This window comes from Pseudomonas sp. S60, assembly GCF_016647865.1.
Taxonomy (GTDB): Bacteria; Pseudomonadota; Gammaproteobacteria; order Pseudomonadales; family Pseudomonadaceae; genus Aquipseudomonas; species Aquipseudomonas parafulva.
On the sequence record NZ_JACVVH010000019.1, the window covers coordinates 1 to 15643 of the forward strand.

At 61.5% G+C, this 15643-nt stretch carries 12 protein-coding genes; 9 read left to right on the top strand and 3 right to left on the bottom strand.

All coding sequences use genetic code 11. From position 1 onward, the window contains the following. From IAE33_RS24570 to IAE33_RS11550, 9 genes are all read left to right on the top strand, one after another. A partial coding sequence (locus IAE33_RS24570) for a hypothetical protein (protein ID WP_236406424.1) occupies window positions 1-234 on the top strand: 234 nt, incomplete at its 5' end. A 327-nt stretch (window positions 235-561) separates the two neighbouring features. Next, window positions 562-1944, top strand: a complete 1383-nt coding sequence (locus tag IAE33_RS11515) for a polynucleotide adenylyltransferase PcnB (protein ID WP_201163600.1) — start codon at window positions 562-564, stop codon at window positions 1942-1944. Continuing rightward, entirely contained in the window at window positions 1941-2420 is a 480-nt protein-coding gene (gene folK / locus IAE33_RS11520) for a 2-amino-4-hydroxy-6-hydroxymethyldihydropteridine diphosphokinase (protein ID WP_201163601.1), read from the top strand. The genes IAE33_RS11515 and folK overlap by 4 nt, the downstream gene beginning before the upstream one ends. A 272-nt stretch (window positions 2421-2692) precedes the next feature. Next, window positions 2693-3493, top strand: coding sequence for a 3-methyl-2-oxobutanoate hydroxymethyltransferase (panB, locus tag IAE33_RS11525; RefSeq protein ID WP_201163602.1), 801 nt, complete (start codon window positions 2693-2695; stop codon window positions 3491-3493). Further along, window positions 3490-4353 (top strand): pantoate--beta-alanine ligase, encoded by an 864-nt coding sequence (panC, locus tag IAE33_RS11530; RefSeq protein ID WP_028632612.1) that lies wholly within the window; start codon window positions 3490-3492, stop codon window positions 4351-4353. Before panB ends, panC begins: the two co-directional genes overlap by 4 nt. Window positions 4354-4555: 202 nt before the next feature. Beyond that, window positions 4556-6220 (top strand): glucose-6-phosphate isomerase, encoded by a 1665-nt coding sequence (gene pgi, locus IAE33_RS11535; protein WP_201163603.1) that lies wholly within the window; start codon window positions 4556-4558, stop codon window positions 6218-6220. Between the two features lie 157 nt (window positions 6221-6377). Beyond that, window positions 6378-8312 carry an acetate--CoA ligase gene (acs, locus tag IAE33_RS11540; RefSeq protein ID WP_201163604.1) on the top strand — a complete coding sequence of 645 codons (1935 nt, stop codon included), beginning with the start codon at window positions 6378-6380 and terminating at the stop codon, window positions 8310-8312. Between the two features lie 37 nt (window positions 8313-8349). Next, window positions 8350-9219: an oxygenase MpaB family protein gene (locus tag IAE33_RS11545; RefSeq protein WP_201163605.1), complete on the top strand. Its 870-nt coding sequence runs from the start codon at window positions 8350-8352 to the stop codon at window positions 9217-9219. 78 nt (window positions 9220-9297) lie between these two features. Further along, entirely contained in the window at window positions 9298-12237 is a 2940-nt protein-coding gene (locus IAE33_RS11550; RefSeq protein ID WP_201163606.1) for a DUF748 domain-containing protein, read from the top strand. A gap of 108 nt (window positions 12238-12345) precedes the next feature. On the opposite strand, the gene IAE33_RS11555 is transcribed toward IAE33_RS11550, so the two are convergent. The 3 genes from IAE33_RS11555 to rpsO all read right to left on the bottom strand — a co-directional run bounded on the left by IAE33_RS11555 (window position 12346) and on the right by rpsO (window position 15585). Beyond that, window positions 12346-12696 (bottom strand): BON domain-containing protein, encoded by a 351-nt coding sequence (locus tag IAE33_RS11555; protein ID WP_201163607.1) that lies wholly within the window; start codon window positions 12694-12696, stop codon window positions 12346-12348. A 264-nt stretch (window positions 12697-12960) separates the two neighbouring features. Continuing rightward, on the bottom strand, window positions 12961-15066 hold the full coding sequence (gene pnp / locus IAE33_RS11560; protein ID WP_028632618.1) for a polyribonucleotide nucleotidyltransferase: 2106 nt from the start codon (window positions 15064-15066) through the stop codon (window positions 12961-12963). Window positions 15067-15315: 249 nt separating this feature from the next. Beyond that, entirely contained in the window at window positions 15316-15585 is a 270-nt protein-coding gene (rpsO, locus tag IAE33_RS11565; RefSeq protein ID WP_023533188.1) for a 30S ribosomal protein S15, read from the bottom strand. Window positions 15586-15643 lie beyond the last annotated feature (58 nt).

The window sequence follows — 15643 nt, forward strand, 5'->3', positions numbered from 1 at the left end:
GCAAAACCCCCAACCCCCCGTATTTACTGGCGCTGCCAAAGTTGGCACGGCTCCTGCTATATGCTTAGTACAAAAACAATAACAAGCACTGCAACCCACAATAAGAACAAGACGAAACGGCTCACGCACAATAAGAACAAGACGGCGGAGGCGCAGCTAACTGATTCTTTTGGAGAGGATGAATGTTTGGGGTTTGCCCCACGATCAGGCAGAGAACAACAAAAACTGCACTAAAAAGCAGCGCCTGAACTGATTGGATCGACAGATCAACATGGCATCAGCGACCAAAGCAATCCGTTTGCTCTTTACCCCTGGTTTGGGGGTGGTCCACAAGCTTCGAGCTTGATGGCAGGGCACTCAACAAAAACAAGAAGCCCGTACAAAAACAATAAGAGCACGCAACGACTTCTTGGGGAGCTTAGGCTCCCCTTGTCGTTTCTACCCTTCTGGCAGGCATTCTGCGACCGCCTACACCATCCCGTCAGTAAATGCTAGAATCCCCGCCCATCATGCGGCCATTCTCTTATCCTTGGCCGAACATTCCTTCAAACAGTGCATCCCATGCTGAAGAAGCTGTTCCAGTCGTTCCGCCCGCCCGTGACGGGCCAGCATCACAGGCGCACCACGCCTGAGGTGATCAACAAGAGCCAGCATTCGCTGCAGCGCCACCAGTTCAGTCGCCACGCGGTCAATATCGTGGAGCGCCTGCAAAGCGCCGGCTACCAGGCTTACCTGGTGGGTGGCTGTGTCCGCGACCTGATGCTGGGCATCACACCCAAAGACTTCGACGTCGCTACCAGCGCCACGCCCGAGCAGGTGCGGGCCGAGTTCCGCAATGCGCGCATCATCGGCCGGCGTTTCAAGCTAGTTCACGTGCACTTTGGCCGTGAAATCATCGAGGTCGCCACGTTCCGTGCGCCGCACTCCGAGGATGACCAGGGTGACAGCCACCGTTCGTCGCATAACGCCAACGGCCGCATTCTGCGCGACAACGTATACGGCACCCTGGAGGAAGACGCGCAGCGCCGCGACTTCACCATCAATGCCTTGTACTACGACCCAGTCAGCGAGCGTATCCTGGACTACGCCAACGGCGTGCACGATGTGCGCAATCGCCTGTTGCGCCTGATCGGCGACCCCACCCATCGCTACCAGGAAGACCCTGTACGCATGCTGCGTGCTGTGCGCTTCGCAGCCAAGCTCGACTTCGGCATCGAAAAACACACGGTGCAGCCTATCCGCGAACTGGCACCGCTGCTGCGAGAAATCCCGCCAGCGCGCCTGTTCGAAGAAAGCCTGAAGCTGTTCCTGTCCGGCCACGGTGCGCTCGCCTTCGAAATGCTGGTGGACCTGCAGCTGTTCGAGCCGCTGTTCCCTGCCAGCGCGCATGCCCTGGACGAACGGCCCACCTACACCCACACGCTGATCAGCCAGGCACTCAACAATACCGACCTGCGCGTCAAACAAGGCAAACCGGTCACCCCGGCGTTCCTGTTCGCCGCACTGTTGTGGCCTGCCCTGCCAGCCCGTGTACTGCACCTGCAAAGCCAGGGTGTGCCGCCTATTCCGGCCATGAACGGCGCGGCCCACGACCTGATCGCCGAGCAGTGCGCGCGCATTGCCATCCCCAAGCGCTTCACCCTGCCTATTCGCGAAATCTGGGACATGCAGGAGCGCCTGCCGCGACGCAGTGGCAAGCGTGCCGACATGCTGCTGGACAACCCGCGCTTCCGCGCCGGTTACGACTTCCTGCTGCTGCGGGAAAGTGCCGGTGAAGAAACCGACGAGCTCGGCCAGTGGTGGACTGACTACCAGGACGCCAACGACAGCGAACGTCGCGACATGATCCGCGACCTTGGCAGCCGGGACGAAGCCGGCGGTACGCGCAAACGCAAACGTAGCGGCAGCAAACGCAAGCGTGGTGGCGAAGAGGCATTCGAGTGACAGTTCGCGCCTACATCGGCCTGGGCAGTAACCTGGACGCACCCGCACAACAGTTGCGCAGTGCGTTGCAGGCACTTGGCGAGATCGCGACAAGCCGCCTGGTCTCGGCCTCGGCGTTGTATACCAGCGACTCCTTGCTGCCCGGCCAGCCGCGTTACACCAACGCCGTTGCCGCGCTGGACACCGCCCTGGCGCCCCTGGCCCTGCTCGATGCATTGCAGGCCATCGAGGACGACCAGGGCCGCGTACGCAAGGAACGCTGGGGCCCGCGTACGCTGGACCTGGATATCCTGCTGTTCGGCGACCAGGTGCTCGACCTGCCGCGCCTGCAAGTACCGCACTACCATATGCATGCACGGCCTTTCGTGCTGTACCCCTTGGCTGAGCTGGTACCCGCCGATTTTCAGCTGGCCGATGGCCGCCGCCTCGCACAACTGCTTGAGGCGTGCCCGTACGCGGGTCTGGAACGCCTGTAACCAGTGCCCTTCGCCGCCCATACGCGGCCCGGTAACGCCAGTAACACCCTGATCGTAACAATGCGGTAACAGGGTGATTGACTTCCCCCACCTCGCTCACGACTATAGGCGTCCCGTGTGGCACCCTGATGCCGCGCACCCGTATAAACCCGTATCTAGGCCCGGACGGACCTGTGCCCGAACATCACACACGATGATGTGCCGCTCCGGAAAATGACTACACAGGTTGAACGCAGTCGTTTCCTACAGCGCCTGAACGAGGAATTTTCTACATGCCTGAAGTAACCCTTTCCACCCTTAATGGCCTGAAAGCCAAGGGTGAAAAAATCACCATGCTGACCTGCTACGACGCGACGTTCGCCAAGGCCGCCAGCCAGGCCGGTGTCGAAGTGCTGCTGGTGGGCGACTCCCTTGGCATGGTCCTGCAAGGCCACGACAGCACCCTGCCGGTCAGCACCGCAGACATGGCCTACCACACAGCCTGTGTGAAACGGGGCAACCACGGCGCGCTGATCCTCGCCGACCTTCCGTTCATGGCACATGCCACCCCGGAAGCGGCCTTTACCAACAGCGCCGCCCTGATGCAGGCCGGTGCACATATGGTCAAGATCGAGGGCGCCGCATGGCTGGCCGAAACCATCACCCAGCTGGCCCAACGGGGCGTGCCGGTGTGCGCCCACCTGGGCCTGACGCCGCAGACCGTCAACGTTCTGGGCGGCTACAAGGTGCAAGGCCGTCAGGAAGCCCAGGCGGCCCAACTGCGGGCCGATGCCAAAGCCCTGGAGCAGGCAGGTGCCGCCATGCTGTTGCTCGAGTGCGTGCCCAGCGAACTGGCTGCGCAGATCACACAGGCCGCCGGCGTGCCGGTTATCGGCATTGGTGCGGGCAGCGCCACTGATGGGCAGGTGCTGGTGCTGCACGATATGCTGGGGTTGTCGCTCAGTGGCCGGGTGGCCAGGTTCGTTAAAAACTTCATGCACGGCCAGCCAGATATCGACAGCGCCCTTGCAGCCTATGTACAGGCAGTCAAACAGGTCAGCTTCCCAGCCAGCGAACACGGATTCAGCGCATGAATACAGTCAAGACCGTTCGCGAACTGCGCGCAGCCGTGGCTAGGGCCCGCAGCGAAGGCAAGCGTGTCGGGTTCGTGCCCACCATGGGCAACCTGCACAGTGGCCACGCCGCACTGGTGGTGAAGGCCGCGCAGTGCGCCGATTTCGTGGTGGCGAGCATCTTCGTCAACCCGCTGCAATTCGGCGCCAATGAAGACCTGGACACGTACCCGCGCACCTTGGCTGCAGACCAGCAACTGTTGGTGGAATCGGGTTGCAACCTGCTGTTCGCGCCAGCCGTTCAGGAAATGTACCCCGACGGCGCCAGCGTGCAGACCCGGGTCAGCGTACCGCAGCTGTCCGAAGGCCTGTGCGGCGCCAGCCGGCCAGGCCACTTCGAAGGAGTGGCCACCGTGGTCAGCAAGCTGTTCAACATGGTACAGCCGGACCTCGCTGTTTTCGGCGAAAAGGACTACCAGCAATTGGCGGTGATACGCGCCATGGTCCGCGACCTGAACATGCCGATCCAGATCATCGGCCAGCCAACCGTACGCGCCGAGGATGGCCTGGCACTGTCCTCACGCAATGGCTACCTCACGCCGGAGCAGCGGGCGCAAGCCCCCGCCCTGTACCGTATTCTGCAGCACCTGGGCGCGGCCATCGCGCGTGGGCAGCGCGATTTCGCGACGCTGACAGCTGACGGGCAAGCGCAATTGAACGCGGCCGGCCTGCGGCCGGACTACCTTGAAGTGCGTCATGCCGTGAGCCTGCGCCCGGCGCTGCCCGATGACCGCGACCTGGTGCTGATCGCCGCCGCTTACCTGGGCACAACCCGGCTGATCGATAACCTCTACCTGCATGTTGAAGACAAAACCGCGTAGGTGTCTTTTCGGATCGGCCTTACACCTGGGTAGGGCCATTCCTACAGCCGCATTGACGCGCTGCTGGCACTGCAAAAGCTTCATCCAAATCCCCCGGTGATACCCATTCCCTGCGCGAGGCCTTTGCCTATAATGGTGCCAGTCTGAACGCGGCAATGACTGCCGTGTCCAAGGCAACACAATGCACAAGGGACCCCGCGCAATGGCGTATTACCGTAACCCACACGATGTCACGGCCCTGCCCGCCTGGCAGGCGCTTCAGCAACACCGCGATGCCATGCAAGGTTTCAGCATGCGTGAGGCATTCGCCGCCGATCCCCAGCGTTTCGAGCAGTTTTCCCTGAGCTCCTGTGGCCTGTTCCTGGACTACTCGAAAAACCTGATCACCGAGCAGACCCGCGACCTGCTGGTGAACCTGGCCAAGGAAGTGGGCCTGCAGGACGCCATCACCTCGATGTTCAATGGCGAGATCATCAACGCATCCGAAGGCCGCCCGGTGTTGCACACCGCACTGCGGCGCCCGGTCGGCGACAAGCTGAGCGTCAACGGCGTGAACGTCATGCCGGACGTGCACAAAGTGCTCAACCAGATCACCGAACTGGTCGGCCGCATCCACGATGGCCTGTGGCGCGGCTACAGCGAAAAACCGATCACCGATGTGGTCAACATCGGTATCGGTGGCTCCTTCCTCGGCCCGGAGCTGGTGTCCGAAGCACTGCTGCCCTACGCCCAGCGGGGGGTACGCTGCCATTACCTGGCCAATATCGACGGCAGCGAATTCCACGAGCTGTCGGCCAGCCTGCGTGCCGAAACCACCCTGTTCATCGTCTCGTCCAAGTCGTTCAACACGCTGGAAACCTTGAAAAACGCCATGGCGGCGCGTACCTGGTACCTGGCCCAGGGCGGCTCGGAAGCCGAGCTCTACCGCCACTTCATCGCCGTATCCAGCAACAAGGCTGCAGCCGTAGCCTTCGGTATCCGGGAAGAAAACATCTTCCCGATGTGGGACTGGGTGGGTGGGCGTTATTCCCTGTGGTCGGCCATCGGCCTGCCCATTGCACTGGCCATCGGCACCGCCAACTTCAAGGAACTGCTGTCTGGCGCCTACACCATGGACCAGCATTTCCAGACCGCGCCGTTCGAGAAGAACATGCCGGTGCTGCTGGCCTTGCTTGGCGTTTGGTACGGCAACTTCTGGGGCGCCAGCAGCCACGCGATCCTGCCGTACGACCACTACCTGCGTAATATCACCAAGCACCTGCAGCAGCTGGACATGGAGTCCAACGGCAAGAGCGTGCTGCAGGACGGCTCACCGGTGAAGACCGAAACCGGCCCGGTGATCTGGGGTGGTGTGGGTTGCAACGGCCAGCATGCCTATCACCAGTTGCTGCACCAGGGCACCCATTTGATCCCCGCCGATTTCATTGTCCCGGTGGTGAGCTTCAACCCGGTCGCCGACCATCATCAATGGCTGTACGCCAACTGCCTGTCCCAGAGCCAGGCCCTGATGCTCGGCAAAACCCGTGAAGAAGCCGAAGCAGAACTGCGAGCCAAGGGCATGGACGAAGCAGACATCGCCAAACTGGCGCCGCACAAGGTCATCCCGGGCAACCGCCCAAGCAACACCTTGGTGGTCGAACGCATCAGCCCTCGCCGCCTGGGTGCGCTGGTAGCCATGTACGAGCACAAGGTGTTCGTGCAGAGCGTGGTCTGGGGTATCAACGCCTTCGACCAGTGGGGCGTGGAGCTGGGTAAAGAGTTGGGCAAGGGTGTTTACGAGCGCCTGGTCGGCAGCACTGAAACCACCGCTGACGATGGCTCCACTCAGGGCCTGATCAACTACTTCCGCGGCCGCCATCGCGGCTAGCCCCTCCCTGTACCTACCCGTTCCCACCGGTATCCCACAGGCTTTTGTAGCTGTGTGTTGCAACCGGTGGGAGCAGGTTGAACACCCCCTTGCGCTACACTGTCTTATCGAATAGCCGTTGCCGTCCATCGCCCCTTACAAGAGCAGGACCACCGCCATGTTCGATCTGCGCAAATACCCGCAAGCCCTGGCCGTCACCCAGGCAGCCGCTTTATCCCCAGACGACTACCGCCGCCTCTACCGCCAGTCGGTCGACGACCCAGACACCTTCTGGGCCGAACAAGCCAAGCGTCTGCACTGGATCAAACCCTGGCAACAGGTGCAGCAGTGCGACCTGAACACGGGCGATGGCTGCTGGTTTGCAGGCGGCCAGCTCAACGTCAGCTACAACTGCATTGATCGCCACCTGGCCCAGCGCGGGGATCAGACGGCCCTGCTGTGGGAGGGTGACGACCCGGCCGATGCCAAGGCCATCACCTACCGCGAACTGCACCTGCACGTGTGCCGCCTGGCCAATGCCTTGAAAGCGCGCGGCGTGAAAAAGGGCGACCGCATCTGCATCTATATGCCCATGATCCCTGAGGCGGCCTTTGCCATGCTGGCCTGTACGCGCATCGGCGCAGTGCACTCGGTGGTATTCGGCGGCTTTTCCCCGGATGCATTGCGTGACCGTATTCTGGATGCCGACTGCCGCACCGTCATCACCGCCGACGAAGGCGTACGCGGTGGCAAACGCATCCCCCTGAAACAAAACGTCGACAAGGCCCTGGCCAGTTGCCCCGACGTAGGCACAGTGGTGGTGGTGCGGCGCACGGGGGGTAAGGTTGACTGGAGCGAGGGCCGTGACCTCTGGTACCACCAGGCGACCGAGCACGCCGGAGACCACTGCCAGCCCGAAGCCATGGATGCCGAGAACCCACTGTTCATCCTCTACACCTCCGGCAGTACGGGTAAGCCCAAGGGTGTACTGCATACCACCGCCGGCTATCTGCTGCAGGCGGCCCTGACCTTCAAGGTGGTGTTCGATTACCGCGACGGCGAGGTGTTCTGGTGCACGGCCGATGTCGGCTGGGTGACCGGCCACACCTACATTGTCTATGGCCCACTGGCCAACGGTGCCATTTCGCTGATGTATGAAGGCGTGCCCAACTACCCGGACAGCTCACGGTTCTGGCAGGTGGTGGACAAGCATTCGGTGAATATCTTCTATACCGCCCCTACGGCCTTGCGCGCCCTGATGCGCGAAGGCTCAGCGCCGTTGCAAGGCACCTCACGCCAGAGCCTACGGCTGCTGGGTACCGTTGGCGAGCCGATCAACCCCGAGGCCTGGCAGTGGTACTTCGAGGAAGTCGGGCAGCAGCGCTGCCCCATCGTCGACACCTGGTGGCAAACCGAGACCGGCGGCATCATGCTTACCCCGCTGCCCGGCAACCCCACGCTCAAACCCGGTTGCGCCACCCAGCCCATGTTCGGCGTGCAACCTGTGCTGCTGGATGAGCAGGGCCAGGTCATCGAAGGGCCCGGGGCGGGCCTGCTGGTCATCAAGGCCAGCTGGCCGGCGCAAATCCGCAGCGTCTACGGCGACCACACACGCATGGTCGAGACCTACTTCAAACCGATGCCGGGTTACTACTTCACCGGCGACGGCGCCCGCCGCGACGCCGACGGTGACTACTGGATCACCGGGCGCATCGACGATGTGATCAACGTCTCGGGGCACCGCATTGGCACCGCCGAGGTGGAGAGCGCGCTGGTGCTGCATGACAGCGTTGCCGAAGCCGCCGTGGTCGGCTACCCCCATGACCTCAAGGGCCAGGGCGTTTATGCCTTCGTCACTACCATGAACGGGGTTACACCGAGTGATGCATTGAAGGCAGAACTGCTGGCATTGGTCAGCAAGGAGATCGGCAGCTTCGCAAGGCCCGAGTTGATCCAGTGGGCACCCGCACTGCCCAAGACCCGCTCGGGCAAGATCATGCGGCGTATACTGCGCAAGATTGCCTGCAACGAACTGGATAGCCTGGGGGATACCTCCACCCTGGCCGACCCTGGCGTTGTACAGGGCTTGATCGAAACCCGTCTCAACCAGTAACCGGCGGCCACCTGGCCGCCCTGCACCCCAGGTCGCCATGGAAGCCTTACGCCGCCGCATTGAAAAACAGGTCATGAGCCTTACCGGGCTGGCTTTGGGCCAGCTCGACCTGGAGTCGCCCAAGGGCGACCCTGGCCTGTTCGGCCCGCACAGCCTCTGCTGGCGGGTGCATGGCGACTTCCCGAGCATGCTGGTGGGCGGTATCAGCGCCCTGATGCTGCAATTGCTGCACCCTCTTGCGCTGGCCGGCGTGTGGGACCATTCCAATTTCCGTCATGACTTGCTGGGCCGGCTGCGGCGCACCAGCCAGTTCATTTCTGGCACTACGTTCGGTGCCACCGCCGATGCCGAATGGCTGATAGAGAAGGTGCGCCAGATTCACCTGCAGGTCACAGGCCATGCGCCTGATGGCCGCCCTTACGCCGCCAGCGACCCACAATTGCTGACCTGGGTGCACGTGGCCGAAGTGAGCAGCTTTCTGGCGGCGCACCTGCGCTACCGTGACCCGCACCTGTCAGTTGCTGACCAGGACGCGTACTACGGCGAAATCGCACTGGTCGCAGAGCGCCTGGGGGCCCGCGACGTACCACGCACGTGCCTGCAGGTGGAGGATTATCTCCAGCACATGCGCCCTCAGCTCAGCTGCGATGCACGCAGCCACGAGGTGGTCAGCATCCTGCTCGATGCCCCGGCCCCTAGCCGCCTGGCACAGCCGGTGGGCAAGCTGATGCTGCACGCGGGTATCGACCTGCTGCCTGCCTGGGCGCAGCAATTACTGGGCCTGGGGCACGGCCCCCTGCAGCAGCGCATGATCCGGCTGGGCCTGCAACGCACCGCGCCAGTGCTGCGCTGGGCGATGCGCGATGGCTCGGCCCACCGCGCCCGCAGGCGCATGGGCATTGAGTAAGCGCTGCCGCCCGCTCAGCGGAACTGATTTAACGTGCCATACTCCAACCACCCCCTGCCCGCACAGACGAAGCGATACATGTACAAAGGATTGATGCGCGCCGTTGGCGCACTGCTGGCCTTGGTCGCCCTCTACAGCCTGCTCGGCTTCTTCATCCTCCCCGGTGTAGCCCTGCGTATCGCCAATCAACAGCTGGCCCAATACGCCACCGTACCGGCGCACCTTCAGCGGGTCGAATTCAACCCGTTCAGCCTGGAACTGACCCTGTGGGGCCTGCAGATCGGTGAACCGGGCAAGGAACAGCTGGCCTTCGAGAAACTCTACGCCAACCTGTCACTGGACAGCCTGTGGACCGGCGCCCTGCACCTGGAGGCAGTGGAACTGGCCAAGCTGCGCAACGAGGTGCTGTTCGCCAAGGACGGCACGCTCAACCTGGCGCGCCTGTTCAAGCTACCCCCCAGCAGCGCCAAGGCAGATGACCCACCGGGCAAGCCGTTCCCACTGCGTATCGGCAGCATCAAGCTTGAACAAGGCTACCTGCGCTTCGAGGACCAGCGCCCAAGCGAGCCCATCGAGTTTCTCTACGACAACATGAACCTGGAGCTGAAGAACCTCAGCACCCTGCCCGACGACAATGCCGACATGACCTTGGTTGCGAACGGCCCCAACGGCGGACGCATCGATTGGCAAGGTACCCTCAGCCTGTCCCCCATCGCTTCCGAAGGCACATTGAAGGTCACCGATGGCAAGATGAAGTTGTTCTGGCCTTATGTGCGCGATGCTGTGCCACTTGTGCTCGAGGACGGCAAGCTGAGCCTGAATACGCACTACCGCCTGAACCTGGCAAAAAAGACCGAGTTGGTGCTGGAAAACGCCTCGCTGCGGATTGCACCGTTCGCCATCAAGGCCCCCGATGGGCGCCCCTTGGCGCGCCTGGCCAACCTGGAATTGAGTGAAACCACAGTCGACCTGGTCAAGCAGCGGGTGACCGTTGGCAAGGTCCGCAGCGACAAGCTGGAAACCTGGGCCGCCCTGGAAAAGGACGGCCAGCTCGACTGGCAAACGCTGTTCGCCAGCCAGCCGGCCAAGGCCACGCCCAAGGAAAAGGCCGAACCGGCGGCTGCCGGGCCAGCCCCTGAACAGCCGGCCGCTACCCAGCCCAGCACGCCTTGGCAGGTGCTTCTGAAGGACGTGCAGTTGCGCAATTACCTGGTGCACCTGGCCGACCGCACCCAGAAGGAACCGGTGGCCCTCGACCTAGGCCCGCTCAATGCCGACTTGCAAGGGTTCGACAGCCTCAACAAGACGCCCTTCAAGATCAGGCTCGACACCGGGGTCGGCAAGCAAGGCAAGCTGCAGGCCAGCGGGCAGGTGAACCTGGCGCCGGTATGGGCAAAACTGGACGTAAACACCCACGATATCGACCTGCGCCTTGCGCAAGCCTACATCAGCCCTTACATCCTGCTGGAGCTGCGCAGCGGCATGCTAGCCAGCGACCTCAAGGTGGATCTGAAGAACACTGCCCCGCTGGCCTTGACGGTCACGGGCAAGGCGCAGGTGAGCCAGTTGCACACGCTGGACACCATCAAGAGCCGTGACTTCGTGAAATGGCAAGAAGTCGACGTAGATGGGCTCTCTTACGTGCACGGTGATGCGCTGTCGATCGACAAGGTCACGCTGCAACAGCCTTATGCGCGCTTCATCATCAACGAGGACCGCACTACCAATATCAACGACCTGCTGATTCCACAGCCAGCCAGCGCCCCGGCGACGGTACAGGCCAAGCCTGCTGCTACCAGCAACGGCAACAAGCTGCTGGGTGTGCATATTGGCCAGATCGTGATTAACGACGGTTCAGCGAATTTCGCCGACCTCTCCCTCACGCCCAACTTCGCCACGGCTGCGCAACAGCTGAACGGGCAAATTGGCACCATTGATAACCGTAAACCGCTTCCGGCCAAGGTGGAAGTCCAGGGCAAGGTCGACCGCTACGCACCGGTCACCATCAAAGGTGCCCTCAACCCGTTCGATCCACTCGCAAGCCTGGATATCGCCACCAGCTTCAAGCGCGTGGAGTTGACCACCCTCACCCCCTACTCAGGCAAGTTCGCGGGCTATCGCATTCGCAAGGGCCGGCTGAACCTGGACCTGCATTACCTGATCACCAAGGGCCAGCTGAAGGCCGAGAACAAGGTGGTCGTGGAGCAATTGCAGCTTGGGGAGAAGGTCGACAGCCCGGATGCCGTCGACCTGCCAATCCGGCTGGCGGTAGCGCTTTTGAAAGACACCCAGGGCAAGATTTCCATCGAGCTGCCGGTGTCGGGCGACCTCAACAACCCACAGTTCAGTGTAATGCCCATTGTCTGGCAGACCCTGCGTAACCTGGTGCTGCGCGCGGCCCAGGCGCCGTTCAAGTTCATCGGCGGGCTGATCGCCGGCGGCGGTTCGCAAGACCTCGGCACCGTGGCCTTCGCACCCGGCTCCAGCGAATTGGGCGGTGATGCTCAGGCGTCGCTGGACAAGCTGGCAGAAGCGTTGAAAAAGCGCCCCGAGCTGCGCCTTGAGATCGAGGGTACCAGCGCCCAGGCCAGTGACGGGCCGTTGATTGCCCAGCAGCGCCTGGAGCGTGAGTACCAGGCAACCTGGTACAAGATCCTGCAGCGGCGCGGCGACAAGGTACCTGCCAATGCCTCGATGCTGGCGGTAGACGATGGCGACAAGCCGGCAATGCTTGAGGGCATCTACCGCACCCGCCTGAAACAGCAGCCACCCGCCGAGTGGGAACAGCTTGGGCGTGACGAACGGGCGGCACGGCTGCGCGAGGCGGTGATCAAGTCGTGGTCGGAAAGCACCGCATTACTGCGCACGTTGGGCCAGGAGCGAGCCAGCAGTATCAAGGATTACCTGGTGGACAAGGGCAAGCTGCAAGATGACCGGGTGTATTTCATTGATACCAGCCTTGGCAAGCCGGAGCAGGATGGGCGGGTTGTGACACCGCTGCATCTGGATGCGGAGTAACGGGTTGGCCAACTAGACCGTAAACCAAGCAGGCAAAAAAAATCCGATACCAGCAGCTGGTATCGGATTTTTTGTTTAGCCAAATCCATTTGGCCAGCGGGACAATCCTTATTCTGCTTTCAGGCCGTCAGCAGAGACTGCTTTGACGCCTTTGATTTTCTTGGTCAGCGTTACCGCTGTGGTTTTTTGGGCTTCAGTAATAGCAACGTCCGAAGACAGCGACACAACACCTTTGTTGGTTTCGACTTTGATGTCGCTACCTGGGATGCCTTTCTCGGTCAGCAGGTCGCTCTTCACTTTGGTAGTGATCCAAGTGTCAGAGGTAGCCTCTTTGGCTTTGGTAGCCTCACCAGCTGCAAGCATCATTGGCGCTTGAGTGGCCTGGGCTGCAAAAGCGGCGTTAGCCATGGTCAGGGTCAGAGCGGTAGCAGTAGCGGCAGCGATGGCGAACTTCTTCATGTGAGTCACTCCTGTTTTTCGAAAGGTCTGCGCCCTGTGTCCTGGCGGCAGATACAAGACTAGTTGCAGGGCCTGTGCCAGCTTTCAGGATTGTGATTTTTTCTTATATATCAGATACTTATATAAATTAATAGGTCATCTGGATCGTGCATTCTGCAATCTGCACGATAAAACTGCATGCAAGATGCAAGTCCGCTAAAGGTTCCGCAGCGCCCATAAAAAAAGGGCCCCGATCGGGGCCCTTTTCTACCGCGTTGTCCCTACTCAGACGCCGGAGGCTTTTGCCGCAGCTACGTCTTTGATCGACAGCTTGATACGGCCGCGGTTGTCCACGTCCAGTACCAGTACTTCAACTTCCTGGCCTTCCTTGAGGATGTCGGTCACTTTCTCGACGCGGGCATCGCTCAGCATCGAGATGTGAACCAGACCGTCCTTACCAGGCAGGATGTTCACGAACGCGCCGAAGTCGACGATGCGCTCAACCTTGCCCACGTAGATCTTGCCGATCTCGGCCTCGGCAGTGATACCCAGGACGCGCTGCTTGGCCGCTTCTGCCGCTTCCTTGGTTTCGCCGAAGATCTTGATCGAGCCGTCGTCTTCGATATCGATCGAAGCCTTGGTCTCTTCGCAGATGGCGCGGATGGTGGCGCCGCCTTTACCGATGACGTCACGGATCTTGTCGGTGTCGATCTTCATCGCGATCATGGTCGGGGCGTTGGCCGAGAGTTCGGTGCGCGACTGGCCAATGATCTGGTTCATCTGGCCGAGGATATTCAGGCGCGCTTCCAGGGCCTGGCCCAGGGCGATTTCCATGATCTCTTCGGTGATGCCGTTGATCTTGATGTCCATCTGCAGCGCAGTAACGCCTTTGGCGGTACCGGCTACCTTGAAGTCCATGTCACCCAGGTGGTCTTCGTCGCCCAGGATGTCGGTCAGAATGGCGAACTTCTCGCCTTCCTTGACCAGGCCCATGGCGATACCGGCAACCGGCGCCTTCATCGGCACACCGGCGTCCATCAGGGCCAGGGAGGCACCGCAGACCGACGCCATGGAGCTGGAACCGTTGGACTCGGTGATTTCCGACACCACACGGATGGTGTACGGGAACACGTCAGCAGCAGGCAGCATGGCCTGAACCGAACGACGGGCCAGGCGGCCGTGGCCGATTTCACGACGGCCAGCACCACCCATGCGCCCACACTCACCTACCGAGAACGGCGGGAAGTTGTAGTGCAGCATGAAGGGGTCTTTTTTCTCGCCTTCGAGGGTATCCAGCAGTTGGGCGTCACGGGCAGTACCCAACGTGGCAACGACCAGGGCCTGGGTTTCGCCACGGGTGAACAGCGCCGAACCGTGAGTTTTCGGCAGCACGCCAACTTCGATGTTCAGCGGGCGCACGGTCTTGGTGTCGCGGCCGTCGATGCGTGGCTTGCCGTTGACGATGTTCTCGCGGACGGTGCGGTATTCGATTTCGCCGAAGATGTCTTTTACTTCAGACGCCGAAGGCTGGCCTTCTTCACCGGAGAACTTGGCCACAGCCTGGTCACGCAGCTCACCCAGGCGCGCATAGCGGTCGGCCTTGACGGTGATGGTGTAACCCTGCGAAACCGCTTCGCCGAATTCGGCGCGGATGGCATTGAGCAGTGCAGTGTTGGCAACCGCAGGTTTCCAGTCCCAGGTCGGCTTGCCGGCTTCTGCAGCCAGCTCCTTGACTGCCTGGATCACAGCCTGGAATTCGTCGTGGGCGAACAGTACGGCGCCCAGCATCTGGTCTTCGGTCAGCTCTTGGGCTTCCGACTCAACCATCAGTACGGCATCGGAGGTACCAGCAACGACCATGTCCAGGCTCGAGGCGGCCAGTTGCTCGTAGGTCGGGTTCAGCAGGTAGCCGGTGCTCTCATGGAAAGCAACGCGGGCAGCGCCGATCGGGCCTTCGAACGGAATGCCGGAAATGGCCAGGGCAGCCGAGGTACCGATCATCGCAGCGATGTCCGGGTCGGTCTTCTTGCTGGTGGAAACCACGGTGCAGACAACCTGCACTTCGTTCATGAAGCCTTCCGGGAACAGCGGACGGATCGGACGGTCGATCAGACGCGAAGTCAGGGTTTCTTTCTCGGAAGGACGGCCTTCACGCTTGAAGAAACCGCCTGGGATCTTGCCAGCGGCGTAAGTCTTTTCCTGGTAGTGAACCGAGAGCGGGAAGAAGCCCTTGCCTGGGTCGGCTTGCTTGGCACCGACCACGGTCACCAGCACGGTGACGTCGTTGTCGACGGTAACCAGCACGGCGCCGGTTGCCTGACGGGCAATGCGGCCCGTTTCGAGAGTAACGGTCGATTGACCGAACTGGAATGTCTTGATTACCGGGTTCACGGTTTCCTACCTTCTTCAGTGGCTCTTGGGGGAACTGGTTTCTTGCGAATGCTTGGGCAGCAGGGGGAATCGGCCCCGTCGACCGTCCAGATACAACACGAGGCTGGGAGCCTGGCGCCAAGCGGATAACCGCTCAGCATTGCCAGGCTGCCAACCTCGAATATACGCACGGCGTGCCCCTCGGCAAGGCTGGACAACAGCCTTGCCGAGGCCTGCGGCACGCCATGCACACCACCAACCAGGCCGTTATTAACGACGCAGGCCCAGGCGAGCGATCAGCGCGCTGTAACGGGTGGTGTCTTTGCCCTTCAGGTAGTCCAGCAGCTTACGACGCTGGTTAACCATACGAATCAGACCACGACGGGAGTGGTGGTCTTTGTCGTTGGCCTTGAAGTGGCCTTGCAGCTTGTTGATGTTGGCGGTCAGCAGAGCAACCTGCACTTCCGGGCTACCGGTATCGCCGGCGGCTTGCTGGTGTTCGGCAACGATCTTAGCTTTTTCTTCAACGCTGAGGGCCATGAGGCTTCTCCTGATTAAACGGACCCCGCGAACGGGTTCCAATAGGCCAGGGACTGCT